The sequence below is a fragment of the Buchnera aphidicola (Brachycaudus cardui) genome (genome assembly GCF_005081945.1).
Lineage (GTDB): Bacteria > Pseudomonadota > Gammaproteobacteria > Enterobacterales > Enterobacteriaceae > Buchnera > Buchnera aphidicola_AN.
The window spans coordinates 418,415-435,892 of sequence record NZ_CP034879.1; the positions used below are offsets into that span (position 1 = coordinate 418,415).

Below are 17,478 nucleotides of genomic sequence, written 5' to 3' on the forward strand. Positions count from 1 at the left end.
TACTTTTTTATTTATAAAATCCGTTTAATTTCTTTCATTTCAAAAACTTCTATAATATCTTTAACACGTATATCATTATAATTTTTTATACCAATACCACATTCTAATCCATTACGTATTTCATTAACGTCTTCTTTAAAACGACGTAAAGATTCTAACTCACCTTCATATATAACTATATTATCTCTTAAAACATGAATTGGATTACTACGTTTAATAACACCTTCAATAACCATACAACCAGCAATTAAACCAAATTTAGGTGATTTAAAAGTATTTCTAACCTCAGCTAATCCTATAATATTTTGTTTATATTCAGGGGATAACAAACCTGTCATAGCAGATTTTACTTCATCAATTAAATCATAAATTACTGAATAGTAACGCAGATCTAAATTTTCTATATTAATTATTTTTTTAGCAGAAGAATCTGCTCTAACATTAAATCCTAAAATAATAGCATTTGAAGCTAGAGCTAAAGAAGCATCTGTTTCTGTAATACCTCCAATACCTAATCCTATTATTTTAATTTTTACTTCATTAGTAGATAACTTTAATAAAGCACCAGAGATAGCTTCCAAAGAACCTTGTACATCAGATTTAAGAATAATTTTTAATTCAGAAACATCATTTTTATTTATATTATCAAACATATTATCTAAATTTATTTTATTTTGTTTTAATAATTTGCTTTCACGAGATTTTTCTTTTCTATAAGATGCTACTTCTCTTGCTTTTTTTTCATTACGTACTACAGTTACTATATCTCCAGAAAAAGGAACTTTTGATAATCCTAAAATTTCTACTGGAATAGAGGGTCCTGCACTCAATACTTCATCTCCAGATTGATTACGAAGAGATTTAATACGACCGTATTCAAAACCACATAATATTATATCCCCTTTATTCAAATTACCTTTTTGAACTAATACAGTAGCTATAGGACCTCTACCTTTATCAAGAAAAGACTCAATAACAACACCTTCTGCCATACCAGTAGGTACTGCTTTCAATTCCAATATTTCTGCTTGTAATAAAATTACATTTAATAATTTATCAATACCTTTTCCTGTCTTTGCAGAAATAGGAACAAATATATTATCACCACCCCATTCTTCTGAAAGAATATTATATTTCATTAAATCATTTTTTACTTTATCAGCATCTGAATCTATTTTATCAATTTTGTTAATAGCGACTATTACCGGCACATTAGCTGCTTGTGCATGTTGAATAGCTTCAATAGTTTGTGGCATAACTCCATCATCTGCAGCTACAACTAAAACAACAATATCAGTAATTTTTACTCCACGAGATCTCATTGCAGTAAAAGCTGAATGACCCGGAGTATCTAAAAAAGTAATAGAACCTAAATCAGTTTTAACATGATAAGCACCGATATTTTGTGTAATGCCTCCAGCTTCGTAAAATGCTGTTTTTGTTGAACGAATATGATCTAATAATGATGTTTTTCCATGATCAACATGTCCCATAATAGTTACTACTGGTGCTCGAAGAATAGAAATATTATTCCCTAGATCGCGATCTTTCATAATCATTTCTTCTAACACATTTTCTCTTTGTAAAATAACTTTATGACCCATTTCTTCTGCAATTAACTGAGCTGTATCTTGATCAAGAATGTGATTAATAGTACCTATAATACCAATATTCATCATATTTTTAATCACTTCAGAACTTTTTATAGCCATTTTATTTGCTAAATCAGATACAGAAATCATACCGCTAATTACAACATCTCTGTTAACAACAGACTCAGGTTTTTTAAAAACTTGTTGCAATAAAATAGGTTTATTTTTTTGCTTATTATTTTTTTTATGACGATTAGAAATTCGAGTTTCTTCTTTATGAAATTTTCCATTATGAAAATTTTTATTATTTTTTTTATGACGATAATTTTTTAAAATTCGACTATGATTTCTTTTATCCTTTTCTACATCTCTATCATGATCATCTTCAGCCTGACGAGCATGTAAAAATGTTGTTAGATGATAATCTTTTTTTTCTTCTTTATAAGATTTTCTAATATCTATAATTTCTTTGGTTCTTTTTTTTTCATTTAAATTACCAAGATCATATTCTATATGTCTTTTTATTTTCTTATTTTTTTCATCTTTACTAAAAATATCTAAATTTTTTAATTTATTTATTTTTTTTGAATTTAAAGATTCTGTATTAATTTTATTGAATTCTAATCTATCAATATTTTTTTTATGTTTTTTCCCTAAAACATTAATATCTGTTGATATTTTTAAACTATTATTTTGTTTATTTTTTAAAAAAAGTTCTTTTTTAACTGCAGATTCAGTTTTTTTTAAAGTATTTGACAATGCTGTAATTTCAAATTTATTATTTTTTATATAAGTTCTTTTTTTCCTAATTTCTACTTGTATAGATTTATTTTTTCCACTAATTGTTGATACACTTAAAGTGCTACGTGTTTTTCTTTGTAAAATTAGAGTATTTAAAGAAGATTTTTTTATAGATTCTAAATGTTTTAATAAAATATTTTTTTCAACTAAAGTAATATGATCGTTTTCATTTTTTAATATACCTATACTAGATAACTCTTTTATCAATTTTTTGATTGATATTTTAATTTCATTAGATAAATTTTTTAAACTTATATCTGTCATACTATTTCTTCCTATTATCAGACTTTACTACCAAACCAACAGATATTACGAGCAGTCATAATTAATAAACCAGCTTGTTCAGAATTTAAATTCTTAATATCAGTTAAATCATCTATTCCTTGATCAGCTAATTCTTCTAAAGTAAATATGTTCTTTTCAGCTAATTGCAAAGCTAACATTGCATTCATACCATTAATATTTAATAAAGCTTCTTCTATTTTTTTTTCTTGAATTTTGTTCTTTTTATCTGATTCTATTATACGTAATCTATTTTTAGCACCTTCACGTACTAGTCTTGCTTCTTCTTTGCTTAAATTATTAATATTTAACAACTCATCAAATGGTATATAAGCTAATTCTTCCAGAGAAGAAAATCCTTCTTTTACCAAAATTTTAATAATGTTTTCATTAATATTTAAATTTTTTTTAAAAGTATTAAAAGCAGCATGAGCTTCTTCTTGATGTTTAGAATGAAGATCTTCTGTAGTCATAACATTTAATTCCCAACCACTTATTTGAGAAGCTAAACGAACATTTTGACCATTTCGACCAATAGCTTGTGCTAAATTACCTGCATCTACAGCTATATCCATGGTATGATGATCTTCATCTACGACAATTGAGGCAACATCAGCAGGAGCCATAGCATTAATAACAAATTGAGCAGGATTGTTATCCCATAAAATAATATCAATACGTTCACCGCATAATTCACTTGATACTGCTTGTACACGAGCTCCCCTCATACCTACACACGCTCCTACTGGATCTATACGTTTATCATTCGTTTTCACTGCAATTTTTGCACGAGATCCTGGATCACGAGCAGCAGCTTTTATTTCTATAACTTCTTCTCCAATTTCTGGCACTTCTATTCGAAATAATTCAATTAACATCTCTGTTTTTGAACGACTAATAAATAATTGAGCACCACGAGCTTCTGGATGTACTCCATACAAAATACCACGAATACGATCACCAGGACGAAAGTTTTCTCTAGGTAACATACCTTCTCGCAAAATTAAAGCTTCAGCATTATTACCTAAATCTAAAGTTAGATTATCTCGATTAATTTTTTTTACTACACCAGTAATTATTTGACCAATATATTTACGAAATTGATCTACTAACATTGCTCGTTCTGCTTCACGAACTTTTTGTACAATGACTTGTTTTGCAGTTTGAGTTGTTATACGATCAAAATTTACAGATTCCATATGATCTTCTATATAATCATTCACTTGAACTGTTTCACCTTCAAAACAAGCTGCTTCTAAAGTGATTTCTCTAGTAGGTTGAGTTACTATATCTACGACCATCCAACGTCGAAAAGTAGTAAAATCTCCAGTTTTGCGATTTATACTAACTCTAACATCAATTTCTTGTTCATGTTTTTTCTTAGTTGCTGTTGCTAAAGCAATTTCTAAGGCTTCAAAAATTTTTTCACGAGGTAGAGATTTTTCATTAGAAACAGCTTCTACAACAGCTAATATTTCTTTATTCATATTAAAGCACCTCAAAATAAAAACTTTTCAAATGAGCAATGATAATTCATTTTGCATGTATTAATTACAAAAAATAATTTTTAAATTAAACAATTAATACACTAATTTTTATCAATTAAGAGTGTATATAATTAATTATTATTTAATATTTAAAGAATTATTAATATCATATAAATTAGAATAAATCTTCTAATAAAAAACCCCGAAAATTCGGGGTTTTAGGCAATATTACCCTGTATATTAAATTATTGATCTAAAAATTTTAAATAAAATAAGTAGTACCGAGGATGGGATTTGAACCCATATGCTTATTTAGCACTATCCCCTCAAGATAGCGTGTCTACCAATTTCACCACCTCGGTATAAAAAAATTTATTATTAAAAGTAAGATTAATATATACGCATCTTTAATTTTATAAACTTTAATAAGGTATATCAGAACTTGATGATTTTTTATCTAATACAGCTTCATTCTGAATTTCATTTTTTATACTATCTTCTAAAAGAAAATCTGTTTCCATTTTTTTACTATTAATATTACATAAAATAAGACTTATCAATAAAAATAAAAAAGAAAAAATACTAATAATATTAGTCATAAAACTATTATTACTTATACCACTAAAAAATTTAGTATTATTTTTAGTATCTAAATTAAATGTATTACTACATCCTTTTCCTGGATTTAATAAAATTAACAGAACTAAAAATAGGGAAATAAAAATAAAAAAAATTAAAAAAAACCAATACATAAAAAATTTTTTCCTTTTTTTATAACATATAAATTATTTATAATAAGTTTTCTTAGATAAGTAATTTATATATAAAATTATTACATATAAATTATCTATATTTTTTATTTTTAAAATATATAAAATATATTCTATACATAATATTTAAAATATTATCACTATACCATTGATATATTGATACTACTTAAATTTTTTAAACGAAATTTCATTAATATTAAATATAAAGAAAAACTAAAATAATTTCTATATAAACATATTCATTAAAGCAATTGAATCAATTTAGCAATATAATGAGCCAGACGATAAACCTTTAAATAATTTTGACCTTCAACCATTATTCGAATACAAGGTTCTGTACCAGATTTACGAAGTAATACACGACTGTTATAACCTAAAATATCTTTATATTTAGAAAGAATATTTTGTATTTTTTGTTCTTTTTCAAAATTAACATCTTTTTTTAAAAAAACATTTAATAATATCTGAGGAAAAAGTTTTATTTCACTTAATAAATGATTTAAAGTCATATTATTATTAATCATACTTGATAAAACTTGAAGACTCGCTATAATACCATCACCAGTAGAATGCTTATCTGAAAGAATAATATGTCCTGATTTTTCTGCTCCTAATATCCATTTTTTCTCTTGAATCTTACTATATACATTACGATCTCCTATTTGTGCTGCATAAAAAGGAATGCCAATATTTTTTAAACCTAAAATAATCCCCATATTAGTCATTAAAGTACCTACAACACCTCCATTTAATTGTTTTGTTCTTAAATATTCTTTAGCAATTACATAAATAATTTGATCTCCATCTATTTCATTACCTAAATGATCAACCATAATAACACGATCACCATCACCATCAAATGCTAAACCAATGTCTGCTTTTTTTGATATCACTAATTGTTTTAATTTTAAAATATTAGTAGATCCTGAATTTTTATTAATATTTATTCCATTAGGTTTAATAGAAACAGTAATTATTTTTGCACCTAAATCTTCAAAAATCTTAGGTGCTACTCTATAAGTAGATCCATTAGCACAATCAAGGACAATAGTAAATCTAGATAAATTTAAATGCTCAGGAAAAGTATTTTTACAAAAATTGATGTAATGACTTTCAGCATTAATAATCTGACGAGAACAACCAAAATAAATGAAATCAGGATAAAAAAAAGTATTCATAATATTTTTTTCTACAACACGTTCAACTTCTTTAGTTAGTTTTATTCCATTTTTATCAAAAATTTTTATTCCATTATCATCACAGACATTATGAGATGCTGAAATTACAACCCCTGAAGAAGCATTAAAAAATCTTGTAAAATATGATATTGCTGAAGTAGGTATGCAATCAGCTAATAAAGTAGATACTCCTGTTGATAAAATACCAAACTCTAAAGCAGACTGTAACATAGATCCAGAAATACGCGTATCTTTTCCTATAATGATTTTTTTTGTTTTCTTTTGTCCTAAAACTACGCCAATAGCACTCCCTAATTTTAATAAAAATTCTGGTGTCATTGGATTTTTTCCTACTGTTCCACGGATACCATCTGTTTTAAAATATTGCAAATTGTTCATAATATTTTTATTCCTATATGATTCAAATACGATTAAATTTGCAATAAATATTATAATTGTTATTTTTTAAAAAAATAAGATGAAGCTTTAATCTTATTACTTCATCTTATTTTAATATATATTAAGTTAATTCATTGAAAAAAATAAATTAATATCTTTTATAATAAATCCTGTGTTAAACATATACAAAATATACTTATATTTTTAAATTAAAAAAATTATTTATTTATATCTACCTCTATCCATCCCTTTGGTTTACGAACTTCTCTTCTTTCCATTAAATCATCAATTTGAAAAGCATCAATGGTTTCATATTTTATCAGTGCGTCTTTCATAGCATGTAATACATCAATATTTTCATTTAAAATATTTCGAGCTCTTTTATAATTAATTTCAATTAATAACTTTACTTCTTCATCAATGATTCTAGCTGTTTCATCAGACATATGTTTAGCTTTAGATACTGAACGACCTAAAAAAACTTCTTCTTCTTCTTCAGAATATAATAAAGGTCCTAATTTATCTGAAAAACCCCATTGAGTTACCATATTTCTTGCTAAATTTGTTGCAACTTTAATATCATTACAAGCTCCAGTGGAAACATTTTTAGCACCATAAATAATTTCTTCCGCTAAACGACCACCATATAAAGTTGATATTTGACTTTCTAATTTTTGACGACTTACACTAAGCGTATCTGATTCTGGTAAAAAAAATGTCACTCCTAATGCTCGACCTCTTGGAATTATTGTTACTTTATGTGCAGGATCATGATCAGGTACTAATCGTCCAATAATTACATGACCAGCTTCATGATATGCAGTTGACTCTTTTTGAAAATCACTCATAACCATTGATTTTCTCTCAGAACCCATCATCATTTTATCTTTTGCTCTTTCAAATTCCAACATAGATACTACACGATTATCTAGTCTAGCAGCAAAAAGAGCCGCTTCATTAACCAAGTTAGCTAAATCAGCACCTGAAAAACCAGGTGTACCCCGAGCAATAATCATGGGATCAACATCTTTAGATAAAGGTACTTTTCTCATATGTACTTTTAAAATCTGTTCCCGTCCACGAATATCTGGCAGAGCTACAATAACTTGACGATCAAAACGACCTGGACGTAATAAAGCAGGATCTAAAACATCAGGTCTATTAGTAGCTGCTATTAAAATAATACCTTCATTACCATCAAAACCATCCATTTCTACTAACATTTGATTTAATGTTTGTTCTCTTTCATCGTGTCCACCACCTAATCCAGCACCTCTTTGACGCCCTACTGCATCAATTTCATCAATAAATATTATACATGGAGCTGATTTTCTTGAATGTTCAAACATATCTCGTACTCTAGAAGCACCTACACCAACAAACATTTCAACAAAGTCAGAACCAGAAATTGTAAAGAAAGGTACTTTAGCTTCTCCAGCTATTGCTTTAGCAAGTAGTGTTTTTCCAGTTCCAGGAGGGCCAACCATTAGTATACCTTTTGGTATTTTCCCTCCTAATTTCTGGAAACGACTAGGTTCCTTGAGATATTCAACTAATTCACTTACTTCTTCTTTTGCTTCATCACATCCTGCAACATCTGCAAAAGTAGTTTGAATTTGATCTTCTGATAGCATACGTGCTTTACTTTTTCCGAATGACATTGCACCTTTTCCTCCCCCCATTTGCATTTGTCTCATAAAGAAAATCCATACGCCAATCAGCAATAACATTGGAAACCAAGAAATAAAAATAGAAATAAGAAGACTAGGTTCTTCAGGAACTGAGCCAATAACTTTAACATTTTTTGTTAAAAGATTATCTAATAATTTAGGATCATTAATAGGAATATAGGTAGTATATTTACTGCTATCTTTTTTAATAACACTAATTACGCGTCCGTTAATATAAGCTTCACGAACTTGATCTTGATTGACTTCTGACAAAAAAGTAGAATAATCAACTCTATGATTATTCATATCATTAGTGTTGAAATTTTGAAAAATAGACATTAATACAACTGTGATAACCAACCAGAAGATCAGGTTTTTAACCATGTCACTCAAAGGAACAACCTCTCATTGAATCTATAATATTTAAAAATAACACAGAATACTATAATGCTTATCTGGTTGCTAAAATGAATATTTCTCGAGATCTTGTTCGAGATGTTTTAGGTTTGCAAATTTTAACTTTGGAAAACAATATTTTAATTTCTTTATAAAATTCATTAAAACCTTCTCCTTGAAATGATTTTAACAAAAAAATACCATTTTTAGATAAAACATAGTCTGATATTTTTAATGCCAACTGAGATAAATTAATAATACGTGGCATATCAATGGAAAAATTTCCTGTTATGTTGGGTGCCATATCTGACATAACTAAATCTAATTTAATATTATGTAATGAATTTAATATTAAATTTAATATTTTTTTGTTACGAAAGTCTCCTTGAAAAAAATTAACACCTATTATTGGCTTCATAGGTAATATATCACAAGCTATAATACGTCCTTTTTTGCCTATTTTCTGCATGGCATATTGCGACCAACTTCCTGGAGATGAACCTAAATCAATAACATTCATTCCAGATTTAAATAATTTATTACTTTTATCTAATTGTTCTAATTTAAACCAAGCTCTTGAACGTATTTTGTTTTTTTGAGCTTTCTTAACATATGCATCTTGAAAATGCTCTGACAACCAACGATGAGAACTTTTTGATTTTTTTTGAGAAATCATATATCGTTATAACTTTAAAATTTATTTTTTAATATAGTTAGTTACTATGAAATATTTATAGTAAAAATATTCAAAATTCATATAAAATTTATATGTAGTCAATCTTAAGAATTTTATATTCAACTTCACCACCTGGTGTAGATATCACTACAGTAGAATTATTTTTTTTTCCTATAAGACCTCTTGACATTGGAGAATTAATAGAAATTAAATTTTTTTTAAAATCAGCTTCATCATCACCTACAATCTGATAAGTAAATTTCTCCTGATTTTTTATATTTAAAATTGTCACAGTAGAACCAAAGATAACTCTTCCATTATTAGATAATTTTGTTATATCTATAATTTGAGAATTAGATAACTTTGCTTCAATTTCTTTAATACGTCCTTCGCAAAAACTTTGTTCTTCACGAGCAGAATGATACTCAGCATTTTCTTTTAAATCACCATGTTCTCTAGCTTCTGCGATTGCAGCAATAATACGAGGACGTTTTATACTTTTTAATTTCTGAAGTTCTTGACGAAGTTTTTCTGCACCTCTTGCAGTCATTGGAATTAAATTGATCATATGAAATACACTCCACTATTTTCTTATTTAATATATTAAAAAATAATTTCAGTTATAATATAAAAATATTTTTTAAAAATTAAAAAAATGTTAAAATTTCAAATAATATTTCTAATAAAATATATATTTTAATAAAATTGTTTATTTATATCTTGATATATTTTTTATAACACTTAAATTAATTTTTATATATAGTAATTTTTATATTAAATGTATATATAAATAGAGTCATTTGAATATTTTAAATATATCTATTTTAAAGTAAAAAATATAATTTATCAAAAATTTAAAAAATTTAGTTATATCTTTCTATAAATTATCAATTTAAATCATTCAATGATATTCTTCAGTAATTATGAAAAACACTAATTCAATTTTTTTCTATAGAATTTTAACACTAACTAATTCAATATTTAATTAAAAGTACATGCAAAATGGACAATCAAGATATTAAATCACTACTTATTAAACATTTAAACTTACAACAAGCTTATATTACAGGGGATAGTAATCATATTAAAATTATTGTTATAGGGAATATATTCAAAGGAATCAGTCAAGTTAAAAGACAACAAATAGTTTATACACCTTTAATAAACATGATTACACAAAAACAGATTCATGCTGTATCTATTATGTCTTATACAATTGAAGAATGGGAAAAGAACAATAAAAATATAGATTATTCTGATTATGCATAATACTAAAAAAATTTATATTAATAAAATAGAGATTTATAAATAAATGAAAAAATTATGCATAGAAGGTGGTAAAAATTTAAATGGTAATGTAACAATTTCTGGTTCTAAAAATGCGGCATTACCAATTTTATTTATGACGATATTAACAGAAGAAAAAATTAATATCAGCAATGTTCCAAATTTAAAAGATATTGATATAGCACTGCAGTTGCTTATATATCTAGGAGCAAAAATAACTTATAACAAAACATTATCTATTGATACAAGTTTTATAAACGTTTTTTCTGCTCCATATCATCTTATTACAAAAATAAGAGCATCCATATGGATATTAGCACCTCTTTTAGCAAGATTTAGGCAGGCTAAAATATTTTTACCTGGAGGATGCCAAATAGGTAGTAGACCTATAGATTTACACTTAAACGGTTTAATAAAATTAGGAGCTACAATTAATTTAAAAGATAATTGTATTAATGCTTTTGTAAAAGGACGTATGAAAGGAAAATATATTTTGATGGAAAAAATCAGTGTTGGTGCTACTATTACAATCATGAGTGCTGCTACCTTAGCTGAAGGTTTAACAATTATTGATAATGCAGCACGTGAACCAGAAATTATTGATATAGCAAAATTTTTAAACACTTTAGGTGCTAATATTATTGGTGCAGGAAGTAATAAAATATTAATTAAAGGTGTTTTAAAGCTAACTGGAGGTAATCATAAAGTAATTCCAGATAGAATTGAAACAGGTACTTTTTTAGTAGCTGCAGCCGCGTCTAAAGGTTTTATTACTTGTAATAAAACTGAACCAAAACACTTGAATAGTGTATTAATAAAACTCACTGAAGCCGGAGCAAATATTAAAACAGGAAAAGATTGGATTAAACTAGATATGAGAAACAAAAGACCTAGAGCTTTAAATATTTGTACTTCACCTTATCCAGGATTTCCAACAGATATGCAAGCTCAATTTGCTTTATTAAATACAATTGCTACAGGAATAGGCATAATTACTGAAACTATATTTGAAAATCGTTTTATTTATACTTCTGAATTAATTAACATGGGAGCTAAAATAAAAATTAAAAATAATAGTATCATATGTAATGGAATACCCACATTATTTTCTTCTAATGTCTTTTGTCCTGATTTAAGAGCTTCAGCGACTTTAGTACTAGCAGGATGTATTGCTATAGGTATTACGGTCGTTAATCAAACTTATCATCTTTTTAGAGGATATGAATCATTTCCTAATAAATTAAATCAATTAGGAGCTAATATAAAAATTATATGAATATAATTTATATTTTCTATAAGAAATATAATATATTTTTATTTATTAAAAAAATACATTTTTTATTAAAAATAATTTTATGAATATAAATCTAAATATATAAATATTCTTTTATATTTATAAAAAACTATATATTTTTATTTATTAAAAAAATACTACATAAAATACAAATACTTAATAATAAATAACTGGAGTTTTTTATGTATGCAGTGTTTATAAGCGGCGGAAAGCAGTATCGGGTAATTAAAAATCAGATTATTAGATTAGAAAAATTAAATAATCCTATTGGTACAACTATAGAATTTAATCAGATTTTAATGATTGCTAATAAAGATTCTAATAAAATTGGAACTCCTTATATAAATGGAGTTACAATAAAAGCTAATATTGAAAAGCATGGTCGGTTAAAAAAAATTAAAATTATAAAATTCAACCGTCGGAAACATTATAAAAAGCAACAAGGTCATCGTCAGTATTTTACTGATGTAAAAATTATAGATATTAATACTAATTTAGAACAAGGTTAAAGAAATGGCTCATAAAAAAGCTGGTGGTTCTACTAGAAATGGACGTGATTCTAATGCTCAGAGACTAGGTGTAAAATGTTTTGGAGGTCAATTTATTTCAGCAGGAAGTATAATTGTCAAACAAAGAGGAACAAAATTTCATCCTGGAAAAAATGTCGGTTGTGGGAAAGATCATACTATTTTTGCTACTATAAATGGAATAGTGGAATTTAAAAAAAGAGGATTAAAAAAAAGAACATATATAAATATTATCAACTAGAATAATTATATAATATATAAAAACCCCTTTTTTAGGGGGGTTCTATTTTTTATATAAAATATTAATAAAAAATAATTATCATAAATATCACGAATATTTTAATTATGGATACAAAATGAAATTTATCGATCAAACTATAATCGAAGTTATTGCTGGAAACGGTGGAGATGGATGTATAAATTTTAGACGAGAAAAATATATTCCAAAAGGAGGTCCAGACGGTGGAGATGGTGGAGACGGTGGAAATGTTTGGTTAGAAGCGAATAATAATTTAAATACTCTTATAGATCTTCGATTTCAAAAAAAATTTCAAGCTCAAAATGGACAAAATGGATCAGGTCAAAAATGTTCTGGAAAAAAAGGAAAAGATATAAAAATACATGTACCTGTAGGAACAAAGGTAATAAATTATCAAACACGTGAAATAATAGCTGATTTAACTGAAAACAAACAAAAAATATTAGTTGCAAAAGGAGGTTGGCATGGATTAGGAAATACTAGATTTAAATCTTCTACTAACAGAACTCCAAGACAATGTACATTAGGAACTATAGGAGAAAAAAGAGATATACAATTAGAATTAATTTTAATTGCTGATGTAGGAACATTAGGCATGCCTAATGCAGGAAAATCTACTTTTGTAAAAAGTATATCTGGTGCTAAAACAAAAATTGCAGACTATCCATTTACAACATTAAATCCAATTTTAGGTAGTGTAAATATTTCAAATAATAAAAAATTTATAATAGCAGATATTCCAGGTATTATTCAAGGTGCTTCTAACGGTTCTGGATTAGGAATTCGTTTTTTAAAACATTTAGAAAGATGTAAAATACTACTTCATATCGTTGATGTAAAACCTCAAGATAATTCTTATCCTATAGAAAATATCCGTATAGTCTTAAACGAATTAAAAAAATATAGTATAACTTTATACAATAAACCAAGATGGTTAGTATTCCATAAAATAGACTTATTAAGTTCACAAGAACTTCATCAAATAATTAAAGATATTCAATATAAATTAAAAATAGAAGAAAAATATTTTTGTGTTTCGTCAATAAAAAAAATAGGTATAAAAAAATTATGTTTTGATATCAGTCAATTTTTAAGAAGATGAAAAGAACTCGGTTTATTAAAAAACCAAGCCCTTATTAATCAACACTAATCATCTGTTTTTTAACGTTTAGAAAATTGAGGACGTTTTCTAGCTTTACGTAAACCTATTTTCTTACGTTCAACTTGACGTGAATCTCGAGTAACAAAACCGGATTTTCTTAATTCTAATCGTAGAGATGGATTGTATTTAATTAAAGCACGAGTAATACCTTGACGAATTGCACCTGCTTGACCAGAAATTCCTCCACCTTTTACAGTAATATAGATATTAAATTTGCTTATCATATCAACTAATTCTAATGGTTGACGAACAATCATACAAGAAGTTTCACGACCGAAATATTCATTTAAAGAACGTTTATTTACAATAATCTCTCCATTCCCTGATCTAAGAAAAACTCTAGCAGAAGAGCTTTTACGACGACCAGTTCCATAATTTTGAGTTTGAATCATTTATTTTTACACCTTTTTATTATCAAATATTTAAAAATTGAGGACATTGTGCAATATGATTATGGTTTTCATTTGAAAAAACCTTTAGTTTTTTAAACATAGCACGTCCTAAAGGACCTTTAGGTAACATACCTTTTACAGCAATCTCAATAACTCTTTCTGGATGACAAGACATCATTTCTTCAAATCTAGACTTTTTAATACCACCTATATAACCTGTATGATGATAATAAATTTTATCAATCTTTTTTTTTCCTGTAACTAATATTTTTGAAGCATTTAAAACAATAATATAATCTCCAGTATCTAGATGTGGAGTATATTCAATTTTATGTTTTCCTCGTAAGCGAAAAGACAATGCACTTGCTAAACGTCCTAATATTTTATTTGTTGCATCCACATAATACCAATTTCTTTTAATATTACTTAATTTAGTTGAGAAAGTTTTCATTTTGAAACTCACTAAAATATAATTATTTGTATAGAAAATAATACTATGATTAGAATTAATAAGATATAGTAAATATATTTTACTAGAAATATTTTTTTAAAATATTCTTTTTTTATATTAATATATATTCTATAGGTAATAAATTATGCCTAATAATAATTCTTTGTTAGTTTTTCGTAATGAAATTAATAATATAGATGAACAAATCGTTAAATTATTAGCAAAAAGAAAAAATCTCATACTACAAATAGCTAAATTAAAAATAGAGAGTAATAAACCCATACGAGACATGGAACGTGAAAGAAAAATGTTACAGGAATTAATTATATTAGGACAAAAATATCAGTTAACACCTGAGTACATAACTCGATTATTTCAATTAATAATTGAAGAATCAGTATCAACTCAAAAAAAAATGTTAAAAAAATTTTGTGTTAATAATAAATTAACACCTACTAGTTTTGCTTTTTTAGGACCTAAAGGTTCTTATTCTCACATTGCAGCTTCTGAGTATGCACATCGAAATCTTCAAACATGTATTATACAAGAATGTACAACATTTAAAGAAGTTATTCTATCAGTTGAAAACAATGAATCAGATTATGCTGTTTTACCAATAGAAAATACTTGTTCTGGTTCTATTAATGAAGTTGTTAATTTATTGAAAAAAACTAATTTATTTATTATCGGTGAAATTAATATTTTCATCAATCACTGTTTACTTGCGATCAAAAATATTCCATTAAATCAAATTCAAACTGTATATAGTCATTCTCAACCATTCCAACAATGTAGTAATTTTATTAAAAAATTTCCAGAATGGAATATTAAATATACTACAAGTACAGCTGATGCAATGAAAAAAATTAATCAATATAATAATATATATAATGCAGCATTAGGAAGCGAAATAGGTAGCAAAATTTATGGACTAAAAATTTTATCAAAAAACTTAGCAAATCAAGAAAAAAACATCACAAGATTTATTTTACTGCATCGTAATTCTATTTCAATTTCTTCAAATATACCAACTAAAACAACATTAATATTCAGCACAGGACAAGAATCAGGTGCTCTTTCTGAAGTATTATTAATACTGAAAGAAAATAAATTAATTATGAAAAAACTTACTTCCCAAACAATTTATAAAAATCCATGGGAAGAGATGTTTTATATTGATATACAGGGGAATATATCTTCAGAATTAATGAAAAAAACTCTTAAAAAAATTGAACAAATTACTAAATTTACAAAGATTTTAGGATGTTATCCTATCGAAAATATTTTTCCAAAAGTTCCGTAAAATTTTTTATATAACAACATTTTCTTTAAGTATGTTTATACTTAATATATAAAAAATACAAAAATATTTTAAGATAATGATTAATATATTTATTATAAATTTTAATACGAGCCATAAATAATGTTCAATAATTTAACTCAACGTCTTTCACATAGTTTACGTAAAATTATAAACAAAGGTAGACTTACAGAAGATAATATTAAAGATACAATAAGAGAAGTACGAAAAGCATTATTAGAAGCAGATGTAACATTATCAGTAGTTCAAACATTTATAGACAACGTTAAAAAAAAAGCAATTGGTTATGAAATAAATAAAAGTTTAACTCCTGGTCAAGAATTTGTAAAAATAGTTAAGAATGAGTTAATAGTTTCAATGGGTGAAAAAAATAATTCTTTAAATCTATCTATTGCACCACCAGCCATCATATTATTCATAGGTTTGCAAGGAGTAGGTAAAACCACAAGTTTAGCAAAAATAGGGCAATGGATAAAAAATAAATACAAGAAAAAAATATTAATTGTATCAACTGATATTTATCGCGCAGCAGCTATTAAACAACTCCAAATATTATCTAAACAAATTGAAGTAGATTTTTTTGAATCCAGTACAAATGAAATACCTATAGAAATCACTAAAAAAGCAATACATCATGCACAAAAAAAATTATATGACGTTTTATTGATAGATACAGCAGGACGTTTGCATATTGATCAAAAAATGATGGATGAAATTAGTGCAATACAAACTTTATCAAATCCAATCGAAACATTATTAATAGTCGATTCAATGATGGGTCAAGATGCAGTAAATATGGCAAAAATATTTAATAAAAAATTATTTATATCTGGTATAGTATTAACTAAAACAGATAGTGATTCTAGAAGTGGAATTGCTTTATCTATGCGCTATATTACTGGAAAACCTATTAAATTTATAGGAACTGGAGAAAAACTAACATCATTAGAAATATTTCATCCTGAAAGAATTGCTAATAGAATATTAGGAATGAATGATGTAATATCTTTAATTGAAGATATTGAAGATAATGTTGACCAATCTCAAGTTCAAACACTTACAAAAAAAATAAAACAAGGTCATAATTTTAATTTAAATGACTTTCTCATACAAATTAAACAAATGCAAAAAATAGGAGGACTTAATTATTTTATTGATAAATTTTTTAAACAAAATTCATCATCTCAAAATATATCATTTTCAAATATGGATAAACATGCTTTAAATAAAGTAGAAGCTATAATATCTTCGATGACACCTAAGGAAAGATTACAACCAGTAATTATTAAAGGATCAAGAAAACGTAGAATTGCTTTAGGTTCTGGAACAAAAATACAGGATGTAAATAAACTCTTAAAAAATTTTGATGATATAAAAAGAATTATGAAAAAAATAAAAACTGGTGGAATATCAAAAATAATTAGAGGAATAAAAAATATACTTCCTAAAAAATTTTAATAAAATAATAAATGTTTTTTATATTAAAAAATAAATTATCTTTCTAATTCTAAAAAATTCAAAAAAGAAGAATAAT

16 protein-coding genes and 1 tRNA gene are annotated in these 17,478 nt (G+C 25.9%); 7 read left to right on the forward strand and 10 right to left on the reverse strand.

The features are described from left to right. Positions 1–11: 11 nt before the first annotated feature. The 8 genes from infB to greA all read right to left on the reverse strand — a co-directional run bounded on the left by infB (position 12) and on the right by greA (position 9,816). Positions 12–2,657: a translation initiation factor IF-2 gene (gene infB, locus D9V67_RS01935; RefSeq protein ID WP_158359591.1), complete on the reverse strand. Its 2,646-nt coding sequence runs from the start codon at positions 2,655–2,657 to the stop codon at positions 12–14. A gap of 17 nt (positions 2,658–2,674) precedes the next feature. Next, entirely contained in the window at positions 2,675–4,162 is a 1,488-nt protein-coding gene (nusA, locus tag D9V67_RS01940; protein ID WP_158359593.1) for a transcription termination factor NusA, read from the reverse strand. A 279-nt stretch (positions 4,163–4,441) separates the two neighbouring features. Continuing rightward, positions 4,442–4,524 (reverse strand) — tRNA-Leu (locus tag D9V67_RS01945). Between the two features lie 60 nt (positions 4,525–4,584). Next, a complete protein-coding gene (secG, locus tag D9V67_RS01950) occupies positions 4,585–4,914 on the reverse strand; it encodes a preprotein translocase subunit SecG (RefSeq protein WP_158359595.1) in 330 nt (109 codons plus the stop codon). 260 nt (positions 4,915–5,174) lie between these two features. Continuing rightward, positions 5,175–6,509, reverse strand: coding sequence for a phosphoglucosamine mutase (gene glmM / locus D9V67_RS01955; protein WP_158359597.1), 1,335 nt, complete (start codon positions 6,507–6,509; stop codon positions 5,175–5,177). Positions 6,510–6,727: 218 nt separating this feature from the next. After that, on the reverse strand, positions 6,728–8,563 hold the full coding sequence (ftsH, locus tag D9V67_RS01960; protein WP_158359599.1) for an ATP-dependent zinc metalloprotease FtsH: 1,836 nt from the start codon (positions 8,561–8,563) through the stop codon (positions 6,728–6,730). Positions 8,564–8,630: 67 nt separating this feature from the next. Beyond that, positions 8,631–9,251 (reverse strand): 23S rRNA (uridine(2552)-2'-O)-methyltransferase RlmE, encoded by a 621-nt coding sequence (rlmE, locus tag D9V67_RS01965; RefSeq protein ID WP_158359601.1) that lies wholly within the window; start codon positions 9,249–9,251, stop codon positions 8,631–8,633. A gap of 88 nt (positions 9,252–9,339) precedes the next feature. After that, entirely contained in the window at positions 9,340–9,816 is a 477-nt protein-coding gene (greA, locus tag D9V67_RS01970) for a transcription elongation factor GreA (RefSeq protein ID WP_261979701.1), read from the reverse strand. A 437-nt stretch (positions 9,817–10,253) separates the two neighbouring features. Between greA and D9V67_RS01975 the strand changes: the two genes are divergently transcribed. The 5 genes from D9V67_RS01975 to cgtA all read left to right on the forward strand — a co-directional run bounded on the left by D9V67_RS01975 (position 10,254) and on the right by cgtA (position 13,720). After that, on the forward strand, positions 10,254–10,520 hold the full coding sequence (locus D9V67_RS01975) for a BolA family protein (protein WP_158359606.1): 267 nt from the start codon (positions 10,254–10,256) through the stop codon (positions 10,518–10,520). Positions 10,521–10,563: 43 nt separating this feature from the next. Further along, complete coding sequence (gene murA, locus D9V67_RS01980; RefSeq protein ID WP_158359608.1) at positions 10,564–11,814, forward strand: UDP-N-acetylglucosamine 1-carboxyvinyltransferase; 1,251 nt, start codon at positions 10,564–10,566, stop codon at positions 11,812–11,814. A gap of 200 nt (positions 11,815–12,014) precedes the next feature. Then, positions 12,015–12,341 (forward strand): 50S ribosomal protein L21, encoded by a 327-nt coding sequence (rplU, locus tag D9V67_RS01985; RefSeq protein ID WP_158359610.1) that lies wholly within the window; start codon positions 12,015–12,017, stop codon positions 12,339–12,341. A 4-nt stretch (positions 12,342–12,345) separates the two neighbouring features. Then, on the forward strand, positions 12,346–12,600 hold the full coding sequence (gene rpmA / locus D9V67_RS01990; RefSeq protein WP_158359613.1) for a 50S ribosomal protein L27: 255 nt from the start codon (positions 12,346–12,348) through the stop codon (positions 12,598–12,600). Between the two features lie 115 nt (positions 12,601–12,715). Then, positions 12,716–13,720 (forward strand): Obg family GTPase CgtA, encoded by a 1,005-nt coding sequence (cgtA, locus tag D9V67_RS01995; protein ID WP_158359615.1) that lies wholly within the window; start codon positions 12,716–12,718, stop codon positions 13,718–13,720. Between the two features lie 59 nt (positions 13,721–13,779). Here cgtA and rpsI read toward each other — a convergent pair whose 3' ends face one another. Together rpsI and rplM are read right to left on the reverse strand one after the other, a co-directional pair. Next, positions 13,780–14,172 carry a 30S ribosomal protein S9 gene (gene rpsI / locus D9V67_RS02000; RefSeq protein WP_158359617.1) on the reverse strand — a complete coding sequence of 131 codons (393 nt, stop codon included), beginning with the start codon at positions 14,170–14,172 and terminating at the stop codon, positions 13,780–13,782. 22 nt (positions 14,173–14,194) lie between these two features. After that, the gene (gene rplM / locus D9V67_RS02005) at positions 14,195–14,623 is read right to left on the reverse strand and encodes a 50S ribosomal protein L13 (RefSeq protein WP_158359619.1); all 429 of its coding nucleotides are present in this window, start codon (positions 14,621–14,623) and stop codon (positions 14,195–14,197) included. A gap of 145 nt (positions 14,624–14,768) precedes the next feature. Between rplM and D9V67_RS02010 the strand changes: the two genes are divergently transcribed. Both D9V67_RS02010 and ffh read left to right on the forward strand, forming a co-directional pair. Continuing rightward, positions 14,769–15,926, forward strand: coding sequence for a chorismate mutase (locus D9V67_RS02010; RefSeq protein WP_158359622.1), 1,158 nt, complete (start codon positions 14,769–14,771; stop codon positions 15,924–15,926). A gap of 120 nt (positions 15,927–16,046) precedes the next feature. Further along, a complete protein-coding gene (ffh, locus tag D9V67_RS02015; RefSeq protein WP_158359624.1) occupies positions 16,047–17,402 on the forward strand; it encodes a signal recognition particle protein in 1,356 nt (451 codons plus the stop codon). The last annotated feature ends 76 nt before the right edge of the window (positions 17,403–17,478 follow it).

Excerpts from the sequence above, each read along its gene's own strand:
- rlmE (WP_158359601.1), bottom strand. The coding sequence starts at position 9,251 with ATGATTTCTCAAAAAAAATCAAAAAGTTCTCATCGTTGGTTGTCAGAG.
- rpmA (WP_158359613.1), top strand. The coding sequence starts at position 12,346 with ATGGCTCATAAAAAAGCTGGTGGTTCTACTAGAAATGGACGTGATTCT.
- nusA (WP_158359593.1), bottom strand. The coding sequence starts at position 4,162 with ATGAATAAAGAAATATTAGCTGTTGTAGAAGCTGTTTCTAATGAAAAA.
- rpsI (WP_158359617.1), bottom strand. The coding sequence starts at position 14,172 with ATGATTCAAACTCAAAATTATGGAACTGGTCGTCGTAAAAGCTCTTCT.
- infB (WP_158359591.1), bottom strand. The coding sequence starts at position 2,657 with ATGACAGATATAAGTTTAAAAAATTTATCTAATGAAATTAAAATATCA.
- D9V67_RS01975 (WP_158359606.1), top strand. The coding sequence starts at position 10,254 with ATGGACAATCAAGATATTAAATCACTACTTATTAAACATTTAAACTTA.
- murA (WP_158359608.1), top strand. The coding sequence starts at position 10,564 with ATGAAAAAATTATGCATAGAAGGTGGTAAAAATTTAAATGGTAATGTA.
- glmM (WP_158359597.1), bottom strand. The coding sequence starts at position 6,509 with ATGAACAATTTGCAATATTTTAAAACAGATGGTATCCGTGGAACAGTA.
- cgtA (WP_158359615.1), top strand. The coding sequence starts at position 12,716 with ATGAAATTTATCGATCAAACTATAATCGAAGTTATTGCTGGAAACGGT.
- secG (WP_158359595.1), bottom strand. The coding sequence starts at position 4,914 with ATGTATTGGTTTTTTTTAATTTTTTTTATTTTTATTTCCCTATTTTTA.
- ffh (WP_158359624.1), top strand. The coding sequence starts at position 16,047 with ATGTTCAATAATTTAACTCAACGTCTTTCACATAGTTTACGTAAAATT.
- rplU (WP_158359610.1), top strand. The coding sequence starts at position 12,015 with ATGTATGCAGTGTTTATAAGCGGCGGAAAGCAGTATCGGGTAATTAAA.
- ftsH (WP_158359599.1), bottom strand. The coding sequence starts at position 8,563 with ATGGTTAAAAACCTGATCTTCTGGTTGGTTATCACAGTTGTATTAATG.
- D9V67_RS02010 (WP_158359622.1), top strand. The coding sequence starts at position 14,769 with ATGCCTAATAATAATTCTTTGTTAGTTTTTCGTAATGAAATTAATAAT.
- rplM (WP_158359619.1), bottom strand. The coding sequence starts at position 14,623 with ATGAAAACTTTCTCAACTAAATTAAGTAATATTAAAAGAAATTGGTAT.